Raw genomic sequence first — 17,464 nt, forward strand, 5'->3', positions numbered from 1 at the left:
GAGCCGGTCGCACACGGGGTGCGGCCGGCTCCTGCGCGTCTTGGGCTCTCAGCCCTGAAGGGCGTCCAGCGTCGCGTCGAGGTTCGCCGCCGAGCGCGGTGCGCGGTTGTACGGGAGCTTCGAAAGGGCCGCTGCCATGCCGCAGGTGTTCGTCACCGCGGAGAAGACGAGACCGGATGCGACCCCGGCGGACAGCCAGCGCGCGGCCGGGTAGCGCACACCCGCGAGCAGTCCGGCCACCACGAGGGAGCCTGCGGCGAGCCGCACCTGACGCTCCATGGGCCAGGTGCCCCGGGCACCCTCCGGACGGTCCAGGCCATGGCCTGCGCCCTCCCAGGCGGAGGTGCCGCCCGACAGCGTGGCGGCGTCGATGTCCGCCGCCGAGAGGATGTCGCAGGCCCGTGTGGAGCGGACGCCGGAGGCGCACACCACCAGCAGGGCGCCGCGGGCCGACGCGGACTTGAGGGCGGGCACCGCCTCGGAGAGACGGTCGAGCGGGATGTTCAGCGCGCCGGGGACGTGCCCCGAGGCGTACTCGCCGGGGGCGCGCACGTCGATCACGGTGAACTCCGCGAGACGGGCGGCCGCCTGGGCGGGGGAGAGGGATACGGGGCTGGTCACGAGCAGTGTTTCCTTTCGTTCACCGGGTGTGAGGCAGAGACTCGGTCTCTCCTGCCCCGGACGGGCTAGAATACCCCTTGGGGTATTAAAAGGAGGATGTGTGGAACTCGACATGGCGGCCGATGAACTCAAATCGGTGCTCAATCGCCTGCGCCGCGCACAGGGGCAGCTCACCGGAATCATCAGGATGATCGAGGAGGGGCGTGACTGCGAGGACGTCATCACGCAGATGGCGGCCGTTTCGCGGGCCCTGGACCGGGCCGGCTTCGCGATCATCGCTACGGGGCTGCAGCACTGCATGGCCGACGGCGGCAGTGAACCCGCGGACCGGGACCAGATGCGGGCCCGGCTGGAGAAGCTCTTCCTCTCGCTGGCCTGAGGGGCAGCGAGACACCCGGCGCCGGTTCACGCGACGGCGTCGACGAGCATGAAGACGGCGACCGCCAGCAACACCACGCCGAAGATCCGTTGCAGCGAGGCCGTGGAGACCTTCGCCGCCAGCCGCTTTCCGTCCCACGCCCCGAGCACCGCCGTCGCCGTGAACGGGGCGATGAGCGCCCAGTCCAGCACCGTGGGCGTGGTGAGCCGGGCGGCCAGTGCGGCCGTGGAGTTCACCGTGATGACCAGGAGACTGGTTCCGACGGCCGCCGACATCGGCACGGCGAGGACGGTGACCAGCGCGGGAACGGCGAGAAAGCCGCCGCCCACCCCGAGGAATCCCGTCACCGCGCCGAGCCCGGCCCCTGCCCCGACAGTCTTCCCGGCCGGCACGGCGTCCGGCCGTCCCGGGCTGCTCCGCCGCGGTGCGGCCGTGCGAAGCATCCGGACGGCGGCGACCGTGGCCAGCACCGCGAACGCCCCGGTCAGGACCCCGGAGGGGATCCGCACCGACAGCGCCCCGGCGAGCGCCGCGGGGACGATGCCCGCCGCGGCGAACAGCCCGCCGGTCCGCCAGCGCACCCGGCCGTCCCGGGCGTGGGCGAGCAGACCGGTGAGTGAGGTCGCGATGACGATGAGCAGCGCGGCGGTGGTGGCCGCGGCCGGGGTGAAGCCCAGCAGATAGATGAGCGCGGGCACGGCCAGGACGCTGCCGCCGCCGCCCAGCCCGCCGAGCGCGAGCCCGACCACCGCGCCGGCGGTCAGCGCCAGTATCAGAGGGGTCATGCGACGGTCCCCGCGTCCCCGCGCACGTCACGCACGGGGAAGCCCGCGGACGCCCAGGCGGTCATGCCGCCGATCACGTCGACGGCGGACACCCCGCGGTCCGCGAGGACGCGGGCGGCCTGCCGGGACCGGTTGCCGGAGCGGCAGATCACCACCACCGGGCGGTCCGCCGGAGCGGGCGGCCGGGCCCCTTCGGCGAGTACCGACAGCGGAAGGTGGACGGCCCCGGGTGCATGACCCGCGTCCCACTCGGACGGTTCGCGCACGTCCAGCAGGACGGCCGCCCCGTCGGCGGTCCGCCGCAAGGCCTCGGCGGCACTGATCCGGCCGGGGCCACGACGGAAGAGGGACAACAGGGATGACATGGGAAACACTCCGGAGATGCGGGATACGGCTGTCCGCCCCCGGGCGAGGGCGGACAGCCGGCGGATTGATGCCGAACTGCTGTGGATGTGCGACGGCCGGGCGGCGCGGGGCACGGCCCGGCCGGCGAACGACGGCCGAGGACGTCTCGCCGTCAGGCGGCGGCGGACGCGTCGTCGGTGGCGGGCCGCGGCACGGTCACCGTCAGGCCGGCCGCCGCCGCGGAGGCGAACCCGTCGTCCACCGCGACCACCTCACGGCCGGCCGCGTCCAGCAGCGACGCGGCGATCGCCGCGCGCATGCCGCCCGCGCAGTGCACCCACACCACTCCCGGCGGCACCTCGTCCAGCCGCCCCGGCAGCTCATGCACCGGGATGTGCACCGAGCCGGTGATGGCGCCGTCGCGCCGCTCCATGGTGCGCCGTACATCCAGCACCACCGGTTCCTCACCGCGCCGTCGTGCCGAGGCCAGGTCCGCGAAGTCCGCCCTGGGGAAGGACCGCAGTTCCCGGGGATCGCTCACCCAGGACCCGGGGCCGCCGGTGGCCGCCGCCACGGGCCGGCCGATGCCGACCCGGGTCAGCTCGCGCTGTGCGTGTGCCAGCTCGTCGGCCGTGTCCGCGAGCAGGGTGACCGGCCTGCCCCAGGGGATCAGCCAGGCGAGATACGTCGCGAGCTGCCCCTCGCCCTCGAAGTTGAACGATCCGGCCACATGCCCCTCGGCGAACGCCACCCGGCTGCGCAGATCCACCACCCACTCGCCGGCCGCGAGCCGCCTGGCGATGTCCTGCGCGCCGGCTCGCGGAGGCGGTGTCAGGTCCAGCGGCGCCGGACCCGTCGTGTTCGCAGGCCCCATGTGCGCGTAGTACGCGGGCACGTCGTCCAGACCGGCGAGCAGCTCGGCGACGAAGGTGTCCACGTCCTTGACCAGCGCGGCATTGTGCTTCCGCTCGGCGCCGATGGTCGACGAGGTCCCCTCGGTCCGGGAGGAAGAGCAGAAGCTGCCGAAGCCGTGCGTCGGCAGTACCGCGACGGCGTCGTCCAGCTCGTCGGCGAGCCGGTGCACGGAGGCGTGCTGGGCCCGTGCCAGCGCACTGGTCAGCCGGGGCTCCACCAGATCGGGCCGGCCCACGCTGCCGATCAGCAGCGAGCCCCCGGTGAACGCGGCCACGGCGCGGCCGCCCTCCTCCAGCACATAGGACGTGTGGTGCGGCGTGTGCCCCGGGGTGGCCACGGCGCGGAGCGCGATGCCGTCGTCCACCGGCGCGGTGTCGCCGTCGGCCACGGGAGTCCGGCGGAAGGACACCTCGGCCGCCGCGGGCACCAGATACGCGGCGCCGGTGACGCGCGCCAGTTCCAGCCCGCCGGTCACGTAGTCGTTGTGCACATGCGTCTCCACCACAGCGACGATCCGCACTCCGCGCACCGCGGCCGCGGCGATGACGCGGTCGATGTCGCGCGGTGGGTCCACCACCACGGCGGACCGCACTCCTCCCGCCAGGTAGCTGCGGTTGCCGAGGCCCGGTGTCTCGATGGTGTCGACGAAGAACACGACACGCTCCTTTCGTAGCGATGTACCCCCGGGGGTATTTCATCCGAGCGTAACATTTATACCCCTGGGGGTATTAAAGAGCCGGTGGGACGGGTGTGACGCGGTGCCCGGCGGGGCCGGGCCGGTTAGCCTGCCGACATGACCGAGCAGCTGAAGCCCATGCCCGCCGACTGGCAGCGCGCCCTGGCCGTCGTCGCTCACCCGGACGACCTGGAGTACGGCTGCGCGGCGGCCGTCGCCGGCTGGACCGACGGCGGGCGCGACGTCACCTATCTCCTGGCCACCCGGGGAGAGGCGGGCATCGACACCCTCGAACCGGAGAGATGTGCGCCGCTGCGCGAGCAGGAGCAGCGTGCGAGCGCGGCGGTCGTCGGGGTCTCCCGGGTGGAGTTCCTGGACCACCGTGACGGGGTGGTCGAATACGGCACCGGCCTGCGCCGCGACATCGCGGCGGCGATCCGCCGGCACCGGCCCGAGCTGCTGATCACGCTCAACCACCGGGACACCTGGGGCGGTGTCGCCTGGAACACCCCTGACCACCGCGCGGTGGGCCGCGCCACGCTGGACGCGGCGGGCGACGCCGGCAACCGCTGGATCTTTCCGGAGCTGCTGAGTGAGCAGGGTCTTGAGCCATGGGGCGGCGTGCGCTGGGTGGCGGTGGCCGGGTCGTCCACTCCCACGCACGCCGTCGACGCGACGGCCGGCCTCGAACGGTCCGTGCAGTCGCTCCTGGCGCACCGCACGTATATCGAAGTCCTCACGGACGAGGATCCGGAGGCGTACTGCCGCACGTTCCTCACCGGGTCCGCCCGGGCGGCCGCCGAGCGCTTCGGTGGCCGCCCGGCCGTCACCTTCGAACTCTTCGCGCGCTGAGCCGCGAAGGGGCCTGGCCCTCTCCGGTCCTTCCGCCGTACGCTGGCCGCCCGCAAAGGTTCTGACGGTGCGTCAGTCGATGGAGGGGGTGGCCGTGCTCGACATCCACGACCACGGCATCGCGCACGGACAGGAGCGGATCACGCTCCGGGTCGAGAACGGCATCGGCGTGCTGACGCTCTGCAGACCGCGGCAGCTCAACGGCTGGAGCTGGGAGTCCAGCAGGCAGCTCGGCATCATGGCCGACCGGCTGCGGTTCGACGACTCGGTCCGGGCGGTCCTGCTGCGGGGCGAGGGCCGCGCCTTCTGCGCCGGCATAGATGTCACCGCACCCGGCGGTGACATCACCGGCCGTTCCCCCGCCGAGCGCACCCAGCACTACTACGAGGGCATCCGCTGGGTGCATGAGCGCTTCGCCGCGTTCGCAGGGCTTCCACAGCCCGTGATCGCCGCCGTGCAGGGCTACTGCCTCGGCTTCGGCTTCGAGCTCGCCCTCATGGCTGACATCCGGATCGCCGCGGACGACGCCGTGTTCGCGCTGCCGGAGGCCGGGATCGGGGTGGCGGTCGACGCCGGGGGCGACATGCGGATCGCCCGTGAGGCGGGGGCGGGCTGGGCGAAGTACCTCGCGCTCACCGGCCGCCGGATCGACGCGGCGACGGCCGAGCGCATCGGGCTGCTCCAGGCCGTCACACCCCTCGCCGAGCTGGAGGGCGCCGCGCGGTCCGTCGCCGAGGCCGTGGCCGCGAACGCACCGCTGGCCGTGCGCCACATCAAGCGTTCCGTGGACTCCTACGCCGATGCCGGACTCGCCGACGCGCTCGACCGTACGGCCCTGGCCGCGGCACTCACCCTCACCTCGCAGGACGCGGCCGAGGGCTACGCCGCCAAGGCCGCCCGCCGCCCGCCGCGCTTCGAGGGCACCTGACCCCGTGCCCGCCGTGCGCTCAAGTCCCCTCGCCGGCGGGCGGGGCGAAGGGGCCGCGGCCCAGCTGTTCGCGCACCGGCACCACGGGCGGCGCGACCAGCGAACGCCGCTGCCAGTTCGCCCCGTCGACCACCAGCGAATGGCCGGAGACGAATCCGGCGTACGGCGAGGCCAGGAAGGTCGCCGCCCAGCCCAGCTCGCGCGGCTGACCCACCCGGAGTGCGGGCTGCCGCGCGTCGAGTTCCCGGTCGGCGGCCCCGGTTCCCCCCGCCGCCCGGTCCCGGTCCAGGTGGCCGCTGATGTCGCCGGTCATGTCCGCGTGCGGCATGAGCCCCGGCACCAGCCCGTTGACGCGGATCCCGTACGGTCCCCATTCCACGGCAAGGGTCTCGACCAGGTTCTTCACCCCGGCCTTGGCGGCCGCCGAGTGGGCGTACCCCGGGCCGCCCGTCCAGGCATAGGACGCGCCGACGCACACGATCGACCCCGCCGTGCCGGCCGCGAGATGCCGCCGCCCGAACTCGCGGGTCATGAACCAGGTCCCGGTGAGGGTGATGTCGAGCACCGCCCGCCAGGCGTTCGGCGACAAGTCCTCCGCAGGGGAAGGGAAGTTGGCCGCCGCATTGTTGATCAGCACGCCGGGTGGGCCCAGTTCGGACTCGGTCGCGTCGAACACCGCAGCGATCCGGTCCGGATCCCGGATGTCGGCCGTGGCGGTCCGCACGCGACCGCCGGTCAGCTCCGCGAGTTCGCCCGCCGCCGCGCTCAGCCGCTCGGCGTTCCGGCCGACGATCATCAGATCAGCCCCCAGGCGGGCGAACTCGGCCGCCACCGCCTTGCCGAGACCCGAACCGCCACCCGTGACCAGCACCACGCTGCCCTCGTACGTGCCGGCCGGCAGTGCGCTCGAGCCCAGTGGGGGAGGAGCGGCGAGTCCCGGGGTGCTCATGCTCTCCTTCATGGAAGCATGAGTACCCCTTCCGAAGACATAACACCAGGTCCACGCACCGATGTTGTCCAGACCATTGACATGCAAGCGCCAGGATGTTGAATTCGGTGTCGTTGTGTTGCGCGACTCTGGTGACTTGAGTGACTGATGGAGGATCTGTGACGCCTCGCCCACCCCGCCTCACCGCGCTCGCCGCGGCGGCGGCCCTGCTCGCCGGCGGACTGATGACCGCCGGGGCCTCCGCCCAGGCTGCCGACCACGGCCGCACCGGCGCCCCGGTCAAGGCCCAGGACGCCCCGGCCATCACCCCGACCCCGCAGTCCGTGACGAACCGTCCGGACCGCATCACCATCACCCCCACCGTCACCGTGGTAGCCGGGGAAACGGCCGACGAACCGACGCTGGCCGTCGTGGAGGCGGCCCTGCGCAAGGCGGGCGCGAAGAGCGTCGTCCGCGCCACCCGGCCGTCCGTGAACGGACTCACCGTCCACGTCGGCGACGCCGGCGCACTCGCCGCCCAGAAGCTCCAGGGGCCGTCGGAGCTGCCCGCCGACGGATACGTCCTCGGCGTCGGGGCCGGCCGCATCGTTCTGGCCGGCAAGGACACCACCGGCACCTACTACGCCGCACAGACCCTGCGCCAGATCCTGCCGCAGCGGAAGCAGCCGGGAGCCGAGGTCGGCGGACTCGCCGTGCGGGACTGGCCGGGCACCGCGCTGCGCGGCGTCATCGAGGGCTTCTACGGCACCCCGTGGTCCCACGCGGCCCGCCTGGACCAGCTCGACTACTACGGCGAGCACAAGATGAACATCTACGTGTACTCGCCCAAGGACGACGACTACCTCCGCGCGAAGTGGCGCGACGCCTATCCCGCCGACCGGTTGGCGCAGATCAAGGACCTCACCGGCCGGGCCGTCCAGCGGCACGTCGAGTTCACCTACGCGCTCTCTCCCGGGCTGTCCGTCTGCTACAGCTCCGACGCGGACGCGAAGGCCCTGATCGACAAGTTCCAGAGCATCTGGGACATCGGCGTGAGGACCTTCGCGGTCCCGCTGGACGACATCAGCTACACCGACTGGAACTGCGAAGCCGACAAGGCGAAGTGGGGGACCGGCGGCGGCGCCGCCGGCGCCGCCCAGGCGTATCTGCTGAACCGGGTCAACAAGGAGTTCATCGCCACGCACCCCGGCGCCCAGCCGCTCCAGATGGTGCCCACCGAGTACTACAACGTCAGCGAATCGGCGTACAAGACGGCCCTGTCCCAGCAGCTCGACCCGGATGTCCTGGTCGAATGGACCGGCGTGGGTGTGGTCGCCCCGACCATGACGGTGGCTCAGGCCGACGCCGCCCGGAAGGTTTTCGGGCATCCGATCCTCACCTGGGACAACTACCCGGTGAACGACTACGCGACCAACCGCCTGCTGCTCGGCCCGTTCAACGGGCGCGAGAAGGGGCTGCCGGGCAGGCTCGCCGGGATCACCGCCAACCCGATGATCCAGCCGTACGCCTCCAAGCTCTCCCTGTACACGGTCGCGGACTACTCCTGGAACGACGCCGCGTACGACCCGCGCACCTCATGGATCAAGGGACTTCAGGAGTACGCGGGCGGCGACCCCCGCACCGCGGCGGCGCTGCGTGCGTTCGCCGATGTGAACTACAGCTCCGCGCTCAACACCGACAAGGCCCCGGACCTGACGGCCGAACTCACCCGGTACTGGAAGTCGGGTGACGCGAAGCGGCTGAACTCCGTGCTCGCCGCTCTCGGCGCCGCCCCGGCCCGGCTGCGCGCCGGCCTTCCGGACCAGGGCTTCATCGAGGACGCGGCTCCCTGGCTGGACGCCACCGAGGCCTGGGCGACCGCGTCACGGACGGCCCTGCGCATGGTCGAGGCGGCCCGTGACGGAAACGGGGCGGAGGCCTGGACGCTCCGTCAGGAGCTGCCCGGACAGGTCGCCCGGGCCAAGTCGTTCACGTACACCGGCCTCGGCGGCGGCAAAGTGCCGGTCCTCGTCGGTGACGGGAAGCTGGACGGGTTCATCGACGCGGCCACCGCCGAGCACGACCGGGTCCTCGGTGTGAGCGGCGGGCCCGTCGCGACGACGAACCTGGGCACCTATTCGACCAACTCCGTCGCCCGGATCCTCGACGGCGACGACTCCACTTACTTCTGGAGCGACGGGGCACCCGCCGCGGGCGATCAGATCACCGTCGACCTGGGCGAGTCCAGGGACATCGGCGACATCACGCTCGCCATGGGCAAGCCCGGAAGCGCCGACGACTACATCCACGCGGGCGTCCTGGAGTACTCGGCGGACGGGACCACCTGGCAGCAGCTCACCGCCTTCTCCGGCAAGCCGGACGTCACCGCGACGCCGCCCGCCGGTACGAAGGCCCGCTATGTGCGCGCCCGCGCGACGGCCGGCCAGAACAGCTGGGTCGTCGTCCGTGAGTTCCGCGTCGCGACCACGGACGGAGCGGTCACCGGGAATCCGCCGGCGGCCACCGGATCCGCGCTGCGTTCGGCGGTCGACGGCGACCCGGGCACCGTCTACCGGGGCGCACGCGCACCGGAGGCAGGGGAGTCGCTCGATGTGGGCCTGGTGTCCGCTCGGGCGGTCACCTCGGTCACGGTCCTGCAGCCGGCCGGTTCCGCGGCCGCTGCCGACGTCCAGCTGCGCGACACGGACGGCACCTGGCGGACGGTCGGCGCCCTCGACGGCGCCTATACGCGGATCGACACGGCCGGCCGGACCGCCGACGCGGTGCGTCTGGCCTGGCGTGCGGGGTCCGAGGCACCGCAGATCGCGGAGGTGGTGGTGGGGGAGTAGGCGCTCTCCCTCCGTGCGCCCGGCGCCGCCGCACTCCTTGCGGGCGGCGCCGGGCGCACACCCATGTCGGGGCCCGGCCGAAACGGTCACCCGCAGGTTGTTCCCACAGGGGCAAGCGACCGCTTAGTATGCGCCGGAGCAGTGGTAATGCCGACAGTGTTGTGGAGGCCCTTCATGCAGGCATGGCGAGTGCACCGGAACGGCGAGCCGAGCGAGGTGATGCGGCTCGAGGAGAAGGACCGGCCGACGCCCGGCGACGGGCAGGTGCTCATCGAGGTGCTCGCGGCGAACATCAACTTCCCCGACGCGCTGCTCTGCCGCGGCCAGTACCAGGTACGGCCCCCGCTGCCGTTCACGCCCGGAGTGGAGATCTGCGGCCGGACCGAGGACGGGCGCCGGGTGCTCGCCACCCCAGCCCTGCCGGACGGCGGCTTCGCCGAGTACGTCGTCGCGGACGAGGCGGCCCTGCTGCCGGCCCCGGAGGCCCTCGACGACGCCGAAGCGGCGGCGCTGCACATCGGCTACCAGACCGGCTGGTTCGGACTGCACCGCCGGGCGCACCTGAAGGCCGGTGAGACCCTGCTCGTCCATGCCGCGGCCGGCGGCGTGGGCAGCGCGGCCGTCCAGCTGGGCAAGGCCGCGGGCGCCACCGTCATCGGGGTCGTCGGCGGCCCCGAGAAGGCCGAGGCCGCCGCCGGACTCGGCTGCGACCTGGTCATCGACCGGCGCACCGAGGACATCGTCGCCGCGGTCAAGGAGTTCACCGCAGGCCGTGGCGCCGATGTGGTGTACGACCCCGTCGGCGGCGACGCGTACGCCAAGTCCGTGAAGTGCATCGCCTTCGAGGGCCGGGTGATCATCGTCGGATTCGCCAGCGGTGTCATCCCCGCCCCGGGCCTCAACCACGCCCTGGTGAAGAACTACTCCGTCGTCGGGCTCCACTGGGGTCTGTACAACACGAAGGATCCGCAGGCGGTCCGCGACTGCCACGCGGAACTCACCCGGCTCGCCGCGGAAGGGCTCATCAAGCCGATGGTCAGCGAGCGCGTCCCGATGGCCGGGGCAGCGGCCGCCGTCCAGCGCGTCGCCGACGGCACCAGCACCGGCCGTATCGTCGTCCTGCCGTCAGGAGCCACCCGATGAGCGCCCCCGACGCCGCCGAACTGCGCCGGCGAGCCGGCGAACTGCTCGCCGCGCACCCCCCGGCCACCACGGACCGCACCGACTTCCTCAAGGCGCGCTTCGACGCCGGACTCGCCTGGGTCCACTACCCGGCCGGACTGGGCGGCCTCGACGCCCCGCGCTCCCTCCAGCCCGTCGTGGACGCCGAACTCGCCGCGGCAGGCGCCCCGGACAACGACCCGCGCCGCATCGGCATCGGCCTCGGGATGGCCGCCCCGACCATCCTCGGCTTCGGCACCGACGAGCAGAAGCGGCGCTTCCTGCGCCCCCTGTGGGTCGGCGAGGAGGTGTGGTGCCAGCTCTTCAGCGAACCGGGAGCCGGATCCGACCTGGCCGCCCTCGGCACGCGTGCCGTGCGCGACGGCGAGCACTGGGTGGTCGACGGGCAGAAGGTGTGGACGTCCAGCGCCCATGTGGCGCGCTGGGCGATCCTGATCGCCCGCACCGACCCGGACGTGCCCAAGCACCGCGGCATCAGCTACTTCATCTGCGACATGACCGACCCCGGCGTCGAGGTGCGGCCCCTGCGCCAGATCACCGGTGAGGCCGAGTTCAACGAGGTCTTCCTCACCGGGGTGCGCATTCCCGACAGCCACAGGCTCGGCCCGGTCGGCGAGGGCTGGAAGGTCGCGCAGACGACGCTCATGAACGAGCGCGTCTCCATCGGCGGTTCCCGCATCCCGCGCGAGGGCGGCATGATCGGCCCGGTCGCCCGGACCTGGCGCGAACGCCCCGATCTGCGCACCCACGACCTGCACCAGCGCCTGCTGACCCTCTGGGTCGAGGCCGAGGTCGCCCGCCTGGCCGGTGAGCGCCTGCGCCAGCAGCTCGTCGCCGGACAGCCCGGACCCGAGGGCTCCGGCATGAAACTCGCGTTCGCCCGGCTCAATCAGGAGATCAGCGGCCTGGAGGTGGAACTCCTCGGCGACGAAGGCCTGTTGTACGGCGACTGGACCATGCGCCGCCCGGAGCTCGTCGACTTCACCGGACGCGACGCCGGCTACCGCTACCTCCGCTCCAAGGGCAACTCCATCGAGGGCGGCACGAGCGAAGTACTGCTCAACATCGTCGCCGAGCGGGTGCTCGGGCTGCCCGCCGAGCCCCGCAACGACAAGGACGTCGCCTGGAAGGACCTCTCCCGATGACCGCACAGACCGATACGAGCCGGACGCCCGACCTGCTGTACTCGCAGGCCGAGGAGGATCTGCGGTCCGCGGTCCGCTCGCTGCTCACCGACCGGTGCGACGCGCCGACGGTGATTGCCCGCAGTGAGTCCGGCACGCCGTACGACCCGCAGCTCTGGAAGGCCCTCGCCACCGGCATCGGCGCCGCCGGTCTCCTGGTGCCCGAGAAGCTCGGCGGTCAGGGCGCCACCCACCGCGAGGCCGCGGTGGTCCTGGAGGAACTCGGGCGCAGCGCCGCGCCCGCGCCGTATCTGACCAGCTCCGTCGTCGCCACCGAGACCCTCCTGGCGCTCGGTGCCGAGGACGGGCCGGTGGCCGGACTCCTCGCCGAACTGGCCGCGGGCCGCAAGGTCGCGGTGCTCGCCGTGCCCTTCTCCGCGGCCTCGGCGGACCCGGCCGCTGTGAGCGCGACCCTCGACGGAACGCTGGGCCCGGTCGCCGACGCCGCCGCCGCCGACGTCCTGCTGGTGCCCACCACCGACGGTCTCTACGCCGTCGCCACGGACGCGGCCGGTGTCGCCGTCGAACCGCTCGTCCCGCTCGACCTCACCCGCCCGCTCGCCGACGTCACCCTCACCGGCGCCACCGGAACCCGCCTCGCGGATGCCACGGCGGCACGGGTCGCGGTGGACCGGGGGCTGCTGGCCGGCGCCGGACTGCTCGCCTCCGAGCAGCTCGGACTCGCCGAGTGGTGCCTGACCGAAACGGTCCGGCACACCAAGGAGCGCCACCAGTTCAACCGGCCGGTCGGCTCGTTCCAGTCGCTCAAGCACCGCATGGCGCAGCTGTGGCTGGAGGTCGTCTCGGCCCGGGCCGCGGCGCGGAACGCCGCGGACGCGCTGGCGACAGGCAGTCCCGACACGCCGTTGGCGGTGGCCGTGGCCCAGGCCTACTGCTCCCGGGTCGCCGTCCGTGCGGCCGAGGAGTGCGTCCAGCTGCACGGCGGCATCGGGATGACGTGGGAGCACCCCGCGCACCTGTATCTGAAGCGGGCCAAGGCCGACTCGATCGCCTACGGCACGGCAGGCCGCCACCGCGAGAGCGTGGCCGGCCTGATGGAGCTGCCGGCTCCGTAGCACCGCCGGATGTTCACCCGGAGCGGGGGCACGCGGACGACCGCCCCCGCTCCGTCGTGCGTGTGCGCGAAGGAATCGACCGCCCTTCCCGTACAGGCCGCGGCGGTCGCGGACGGCGGGGCGAACGGCAGCCGACGCACGGGCGGCGAACGAGACAACTCTCCCGATCCTGGGACCTGTTGAGGCGCACCGGTTCCATACTCGGTCGCGTCCGCCCGTCCGGCACGCCTCGCACCCGGGAGAATCCATGGCGTTCCCCACCCGCCGCAGCGTCGTCACCACCGCACTCGCCACCGCGGCCGCAGGCACCTTCCTGCCCCACCAGCAGGCCACCGCGGCCGAAGCCCCGAAAGCCGCCGCGCGCGCCCGGAGCCCGCGGCCGCTGCTCCGCGCCCACGCGCACAACGACTACCTGCACACTCGCCCGCTCCACGACGCGCTGGCGCAGGGGTTCACCAGCGTGGAGGCGGACGTCTTCCTCGTGGACGGCGAACTGCTCGTCGCCCACGAGGCAACCGACCTCGATCCCGCCCGTACGCTCACCGCGCTCTACCTCGACCCCCTGCACGCCAGGATCACGGCCAACCACGGAACCGTGTTCCCCGGCGACCCCACCCCCGTACAACTGCTGATCGACATCAAGACGGACGGAGCGGCGGCGTATGCCGAACTCGACCGTCAGCTCCGGCGCCACCGGCGGATGCTCACCGCCTTCCGGCACGGCCGGGTCCGGCCCGGAGCCGTCACCGCCGTGATCTCCGGGGACCGGACGGCGCGCCCGCCGATGGAGGTCCAGCACACCCGGTACGCCTTCTACGACGGCCGGCTCGACGACCTCGGCACCGCTGCCGCGGCCGCGTTCATCCCCCTCGTCAGCAGCAGCTGGACCGAGAGCTTCAGCTGGCTGGGCGCCGGGCCGATCCCGCGTGCCGAACGGGACAGGCTGCGCGCGATCACCGCCGCCGCCCACCGCGAAGGGCGGCGCGTGCGCTTCTGGGCCACCCCCGACGTGGCCGGTCCCGAGCGCGATGCGGTCTGGGCCGAGCTGCTGGCGGCCGGCGTGGACCACCTCAACACGGACGACCTGGCGGGGCTCGCCCGCTTCCTGCGCACGCACGACCGCGACGCGTGGGAATCCGGCCGGGGAGCCGCTTCCTGACCGGCGCCGCCCCGACCCGGCGGTGACGGTTCAGCCGTACCCGTTTGGCGGACACGCCAGTGCGCCGGATGGTCCCTTCGCTACGCCAAACTGGCCGCCGAATGCCGCAATTCGGCGCGGCGGAGGAGGTTGGCCATGGCCATTTCGATCTCACTGGTGCTGCTCCTGCTGATCCTTGCGGTGATCTTCCTCCGCAACGGCGGACTGAAGGTTTCCCATGCACTGGTCTGCGCCCTCCTGGGGTTCTTCCTCGCGGGCACGAGCATGGCGCCCACGATCCAGGAGGGCCTCACGGCCACCGCCGACGTCGTCAGCAGCATCAGGCCCTGACCGCTGCGCCGGACCGGTGGATCCGCCTCATGGCGCGGATCCACCGTGAGGGTCCGAAGCCGGGCGGAAACGTGCACGGACGGTCCCGTGCGACACCAGAACATGATCATTACGGTCAGCCGGTCACATGATCTGGTCATTCGGGGACCAGGGGCAAAGGGGTATGAAAAGGTCCCAAGGGGCGCGGGGCGGCGCGGACGCGACCTCGTCCGGCGTGACACCAGCCGTCGGGCGTCACACCGGGCCGGGACCCGGAGACCACAGCCAGCCATGCCCTTGCCTTCCCGCGGACGTGAACCGGGCGCCGTGCACCACGAGCACTGCCACAGCGGCCGCTGCTGCCGGTGCCAGCAGCGGCCCTGGACGAAGGCCGTCGGCGACGAACGCCTCTGCGGCCTCTGCGCCTCCTGCTGCCGCGAGTGCGGCCGGGCGCCCGCCCCGCATCTGGACGGGCTCGACCACGGACTCTGCGGCGACTGCCGCGGTCTGTGCGGCCGTTGCGGCACCCCGTTCCTGGCCGACGGCGACTGCCAGTGCCCGCGTTGGCAGCGCGCGGGGGCCGACCCGATCGGCTATCTCTTCCACGCGCTCCCGGCGCCGCTCATACGGGAGTTCGGCGCCCGTTTCCCCAATGAACTCGTCGAACTGATCCGGCGGGAGCTGCGCCGTCGCACCCCCGATCAGCTCCGGGACCGCGTCGAGCGCAGGTGGCACGCACGCTGGTCCCACACGCTTCAGGAGAAGGACGAGGACGGGCGCCGCCGAAAGCCCCTGGAGATCGCCGAGCAATTGCTCCGCCCCGGGCTCTGTGCGGAATCGCGCTGCGAGGACGGCCGGCTGGTCACCGACGACACCCCCTGCCCGCGCTGTGCGAATCCGCTGCACCGCTTCGTCCCGGCCCAGGCCGACCGCAGGGCCGCCTCCGACCGGGCCAGGACCACGGCCGCCGCGATCAGGCGCGAGATGCTCGACCGCCGTACCCGCGGGCGGAGTTGACACACCGTGCCGCCGCCGGGCATCGCGCCGCACGGCAACATTGCACCACCGTGAAGTGTCCATGAAACGCGGTGCATGTCCATGGACACCTCAAGGACCTCGCTCTAGCGTCGGGCGGCGGCGCGACCCCCCGCCCCCGACCGAGGAGTCCGATGTCCCCGCTGCCCAGAAGTGGCCCCTTCCGCAGACTGGCCCTGGCGCTGGCCCTCTGTGCCACCGTGCTCACGGTGTCCGGCTCGCCGGCCGTCGCGGCCGAGATCCCCCGGGCCCCCGGGCACCGGCTGGTCAGCGACTACACGGGGGCGCCCGCCACGGCAGCGCCCGTCCCCGGGCAGGCTCCGCCGCAGCACCCCTTCCTCGCCCCGAACGGCCGCAGCGGCATGCACGGCGACGCGGCGGGCAGCGGTACGCACCCGTACTCCGGACCGCTCGGGCGCGACCCCGAGGTCCGCAGCGAACAGATCGCGCCACTGGGCGGCGAGTGCGCCACCGCCACCTTCGACGCGGCGGGCCGGCTGATCACGGTGTGCGGTACGTTCACCGGATTCCTGCTCAAGCTCCTGGACCCGCGCACCCTCGGCACGCTCGCCGAGTACGCGCTGCCGCAGCGCTCCTCGACCGTCGAGGCCATCACCCGGCTCGACTTCTCGAAGATCTTCAAGGACACCTCGGGCGGCGCCTACTTCTACCTCGACAACCAGGACCGGGTGGTCCTCGCCGACTCCCGCCAGCACATTCAGCGGATCGCGCACGAACAGGCGGCGGACGGCAGCTGGCGCTTCGTGGTCGTCGACGACTGGGACCTCACCGCTCAGGTGCCGCACGACTGCGTCAGCTGGACGAACCTGTACCCCAGTGGCACCTGCGACCCCGTCACCTCCGTCATGCCCGACTGGCAGGGCCGCATCTGGTGGGTGACCCGGCTCGGCCGGGTCGGGACGGTGGACCCGCAGACCTCCGCCATCCGGTCCGTACAGCTCACCGGCGAGGAGATCCAGAACTCGTTCTCCGTGGCGGAGGACGGTGTCTCGATCGTCACCGACCACGCCCTCTACAGCTTCGCGGCCCCGGCCGACGGCACTCCGCGGATCCAGTGGCGGCAGACGTACGACCGGGGGACCGGTACCAAACCCGGTTCGGTTAACCAGGGTTCGGGCACCACCCCCGACCTGTTCGGTGACGGGGACGACTACGTCGCCATCACCGACAACGCCGACGACCGGATGAACGTCCTCGTCTTCCGCCGCGCCCAGGGCGTTCCCGACGGCCAACGGCTCGTCTGCAAGGTCCCGGTCTTCGGCTCCGGCGCCTCCACCACCGACAACTCCATGATCAGCTGGGGCAACAGCCTCGTCGTCGAGAACAACTACGGTTACGAGAACGTCACCTCGCTCCTGCTGGGGCGCAGCGTCGTCGGCGGAGTCGCCCGGATCGACGTACGCCCCGACGGCAGCGGCTGCGACACGGTCTGGGAGAGCGCCGTCCGCTCACCCTCCACCGTGCCCAAGCTCTCCACCGCCAACGGCCTGCTCTACTTCTACGAGAAGCAGCCCAGCAGTCTCGGCATCGACGCCTGGTATCTCACCGCGGTCGACTACCGCACCGGCGAGCGCCGATGGACGAAACTCACCGGCACGGGTCCCTCGTACGACAACAACTGGGCGCCGGTCACCATCGGTCCCGACGGCACGGCGTACGTGGGCGTGTTCAACGGCCTCGTGGCGGTACGTGACACCGAATGACCCATGGCGCCGAGCGCGCGGTGCGCGGGCCGGTCACGGCTCGCGCACCCTTGCCATGCGGGTCTACTCCGCGGCGGCTTCCCCCGCCTCCCGGTCGGGCGGCAGGGCCGGGACCGTCGCCGCCGAGCCCTGCCGTACGGCCTCCACCACGGCTTCGTGCAGCGTGCGGCTGGCCTCTTCCGACTGGCACGGCACGGGGCTGCCCGACATCGTGAACCAGTCGGCCGCGTCGGTGTACTGCACCGTGATCTGCGCCGTGCCCTCCGCCCATGTGGTGTGCACGGTCAGGTCGCCGGACAGCGGTCCGACTTCTTCGGTGAGCACGCCGCCGTGCCCCGAATACACTCCGCGAGTCGTCCAGGACGCCCAGGTCATGCATCAAGGCTCGCACCAAAGCCGCCGTATCGCGACCCGCCGGAGGCAATTCCCGCGACCATGCGGCAGGCAGGCAGGCCGCAGCCGTGCCTCCCGACAGGGAGCGACCGGTGGATTTGAAGGAAACTTTTCGAGCGCCGGC

The 17,464-nt window shown here is 72.5% G+C and carries 17 protein-coding genes; 11 read left to right on the forward strand and 6 right to left on the reverse strand.

The genetic code is table 11. From position 1 onward, the window contains the following. Positions 1 to 48 precede the first annotated feature (48 nt). Complete coding sequence (locus OG782_RS35480; protein WP_406458193.1) at positions 49 to 621, reverse strand: rhodanese-like domain-containing protein; 573 nt, start codon at positions 619 to 621, stop codon at positions 49 to 51. Positions 622 to 721: 100 nt separating this feature from the next. On the opposite strand from OG782_RS35480, the gene OG782_RS35485 reads away from it, so the two are divergent. Then, positions 722 to 1,000 (forward strand): metal-sensitive transcriptional regulator, encoded by a 279-nt coding sequence (locus OG782_RS35485; protein WP_148015298.1) that lies wholly within the window; start codon positions 722 to 724, stop codon positions 998 to 1,000. Positions 1,001 to 1,026: 26 nt separating this feature from the next. Here OG782_RS35485 and OG782_RS35490 read toward each other — a convergent pair whose 3' ends face one another. The 3 genes from OG782_RS35490 to OG782_RS35500 all read right to left on the reverse strand — a co-directional run bounded on the left by OG782_RS35490 (position 1,027) and on the right by OG782_RS35500 (position 3,700). Beyond that, complete coding sequence (locus OG782_RS35490) at positions 1,027 to 1,785, reverse strand: sulfite exporter TauE/SafE family protein (RefSeq protein ID WP_406458195.1); 759 nt, start codon at positions 1,783 to 1,785, stop codon at positions 1,027 to 1,029. Beyond that, complete coding sequence (locus tag OG782_RS35495; protein WP_406458197.1) at positions 1,782 to 2,150, reverse strand: rhodanese-like domain-containing protein; 369 nt, start codon at positions 2,148 to 2,150, stop codon at positions 1,782 to 1,784. The genes OG782_RS35490 and OG782_RS35495 overlap by 4 nt, the downstream gene beginning before the upstream one ends. A gap of 152 nt (positions 2,151 to 2,302) precedes the next feature. Further along, complete coding sequence (locus OG782_RS35500; protein ID WP_406458199.1) at positions 2,303 to 3,700, reverse strand: rhodanese-like domain-containing protein; 1,398 nt, start codon at positions 3,698 to 3,700, stop codon at positions 2,303 to 2,305. 138 nt (positions 3,701 to 3,838) lie between these two features. On the opposite strand from OG782_RS35500, the gene OG782_RS35505 reads away from it, so the two are divergent. Both OG782_RS35505 and OG782_RS35510 read left to right on the forward strand, forming a co-directional pair. Beyond that, a complete protein-coding gene (locus OG782_RS35505) occupies positions 3,839 to 4,573 on the forward strand; it encodes a PIG-L deacetylase family protein (protein WP_406458201.1) in 735 nt (244 codons plus the stop codon). 67 nt (positions 4,574 to 4,640) lie between these two features. After that, a complete protein-coding gene (locus OG782_RS35510; protein ID WP_406458203.1) occupies positions 4,641 to 5,501 on the forward strand; it encodes an enoyl-CoA hydratase/isomerase family protein in 861 nt (286 codons plus the stop codon). Between the two features lie 19 nt (positions 5,502 to 5,520). On the opposite strand, the gene OG782_RS35515 is transcribed toward OG782_RS35510, so the two are convergent. Continuing rightward, complete coding sequence (locus tag OG782_RS35515) at positions 5,521 to 6,450, reverse strand: SDR family oxidoreductase (protein WP_406458205.1); 930 nt, start codon at positions 6,448 to 6,450, stop codon at positions 5,521 to 5,523. Between the two features lie 158 nt (positions 6,451 to 6,608). On the opposite strand from OG782_RS35515, the gene OG782_RS35520 reads away from it, so the two are divergent. The 8 genes from OG782_RS35520 (at position 6,609) to OG782_RS35555 (ending at position 16,947) form a co-directional block, all read left to right on the forward strand. Then, a complete protein-coding gene (locus OG782_RS35520) occupies positions 6,609 to 9,278 on the forward strand; it encodes a beta-N-acetylglucosaminidase domain-containing protein (RefSeq protein WP_406458207.1) in 2,670 nt (889 codons plus the stop codon). A gap of 174 nt (positions 9,279 to 9,452) precedes the next feature. After that, a complete protein-coding gene (locus OG782_RS35525) occupies positions 9,453 to 10,421 on the forward strand; it encodes an NADPH:quinone oxidoreductase family protein (RefSeq protein WP_406458209.1) in 969 nt (322 codons plus the stop codon). Beyond that, complete coding sequence (locus OG782_RS35530) at positions 10,418 to 11,605, forward strand: acyl-CoA dehydrogenase family protein (RefSeq protein WP_406458211.1); 1,188 nt, start codon at positions 10,418 to 10,420, stop codon at positions 11,603 to 11,605. Before OG782_RS35525 ends, OG782_RS35530 begins: the two co-directional genes overlap by 4 nt. After that, the gene (locus OG782_RS35535; RefSeq protein WP_406458213.1) at positions 11,602 to 12,720 is read left to right on the forward strand and encodes an acyl-CoA dehydrogenase family protein; all 1,119 of its coding nucleotides are present in this window, start codon (positions 11,602 to 11,604) and stop codon (positions 12,718 to 12,720) included. The genes OG782_RS35530 and OG782_RS35535 overlap by 4 nt, the downstream gene beginning before the upstream one ends. A gap of 247 nt (positions 12,721 to 12,967) precedes the next feature. Beyond that, positions 12,968 to 13,879, forward strand: coding sequence for a phosphatidylinositol-specific phospholipase C/glycerophosphodiester phosphodiesterase family protein (locus OG782_RS35540; RefSeq protein ID WP_406458215.1), 912 nt, complete (start codon positions 12,968 to 12,970; stop codon positions 13,877 to 13,879). Positions 13,880 to 14,014: 135 nt separating this feature from the next. Next, complete coding sequence (locus tag OG782_RS35545) at positions 14,015 to 14,209, forward strand: hypothetical protein (RefSeq protein ID WP_350998335.1); 195 nt, start codon at positions 14,015 to 14,017, stop codon at positions 14,207 to 14,209. Positions 14,210 to 14,479: 270 nt separating this feature from the next. Then, complete coding sequence (locus tag OG782_RS35550) at positions 14,480 to 15,205, forward strand: hypothetical protein (protein ID WP_406458218.1); 726 nt, start codon at positions 14,480 to 14,482, stop codon at positions 15,203 to 15,205. A gap of 152 nt (positions 15,206 to 15,357) precedes the next feature. Then, positions 15,358 to 16,947: a hypothetical protein gene (locus tag OG782_RS35555; RefSeq protein WP_406458220.1), complete on the forward strand. Its 1,590-nt coding sequence runs from the start codon at positions 15,358 to 15,360 to the stop codon at positions 16,945 to 16,947. Positions 16,948 to 17,010: 63 nt separating this feature from the next. Here OG782_RS35555 and OG782_RS35560 read toward each other — a convergent pair whose 3' ends face one another. Further along, positions 17,011 to 17,322, reverse strand: a complete 312-nt coding sequence (locus tag OG782_RS35560) for a hypothetical protein (protein ID WP_406458222.1) — start codon at positions 17,320 to 17,322, stop codon at positions 17,011 to 17,013. Positions 17,323 to 17,464: the final 142 nt, after the last annotated feature.

The sequence above is a fragment of the Streptomyces sp. NBC_00876 genome (assembly GCF_045207435.1).
Taxonomy (GTDB): Bacteria; Actinomycetota; Actinomycetes; order Streptomycetales; family Streptomycetaceae; genus Streptomyces.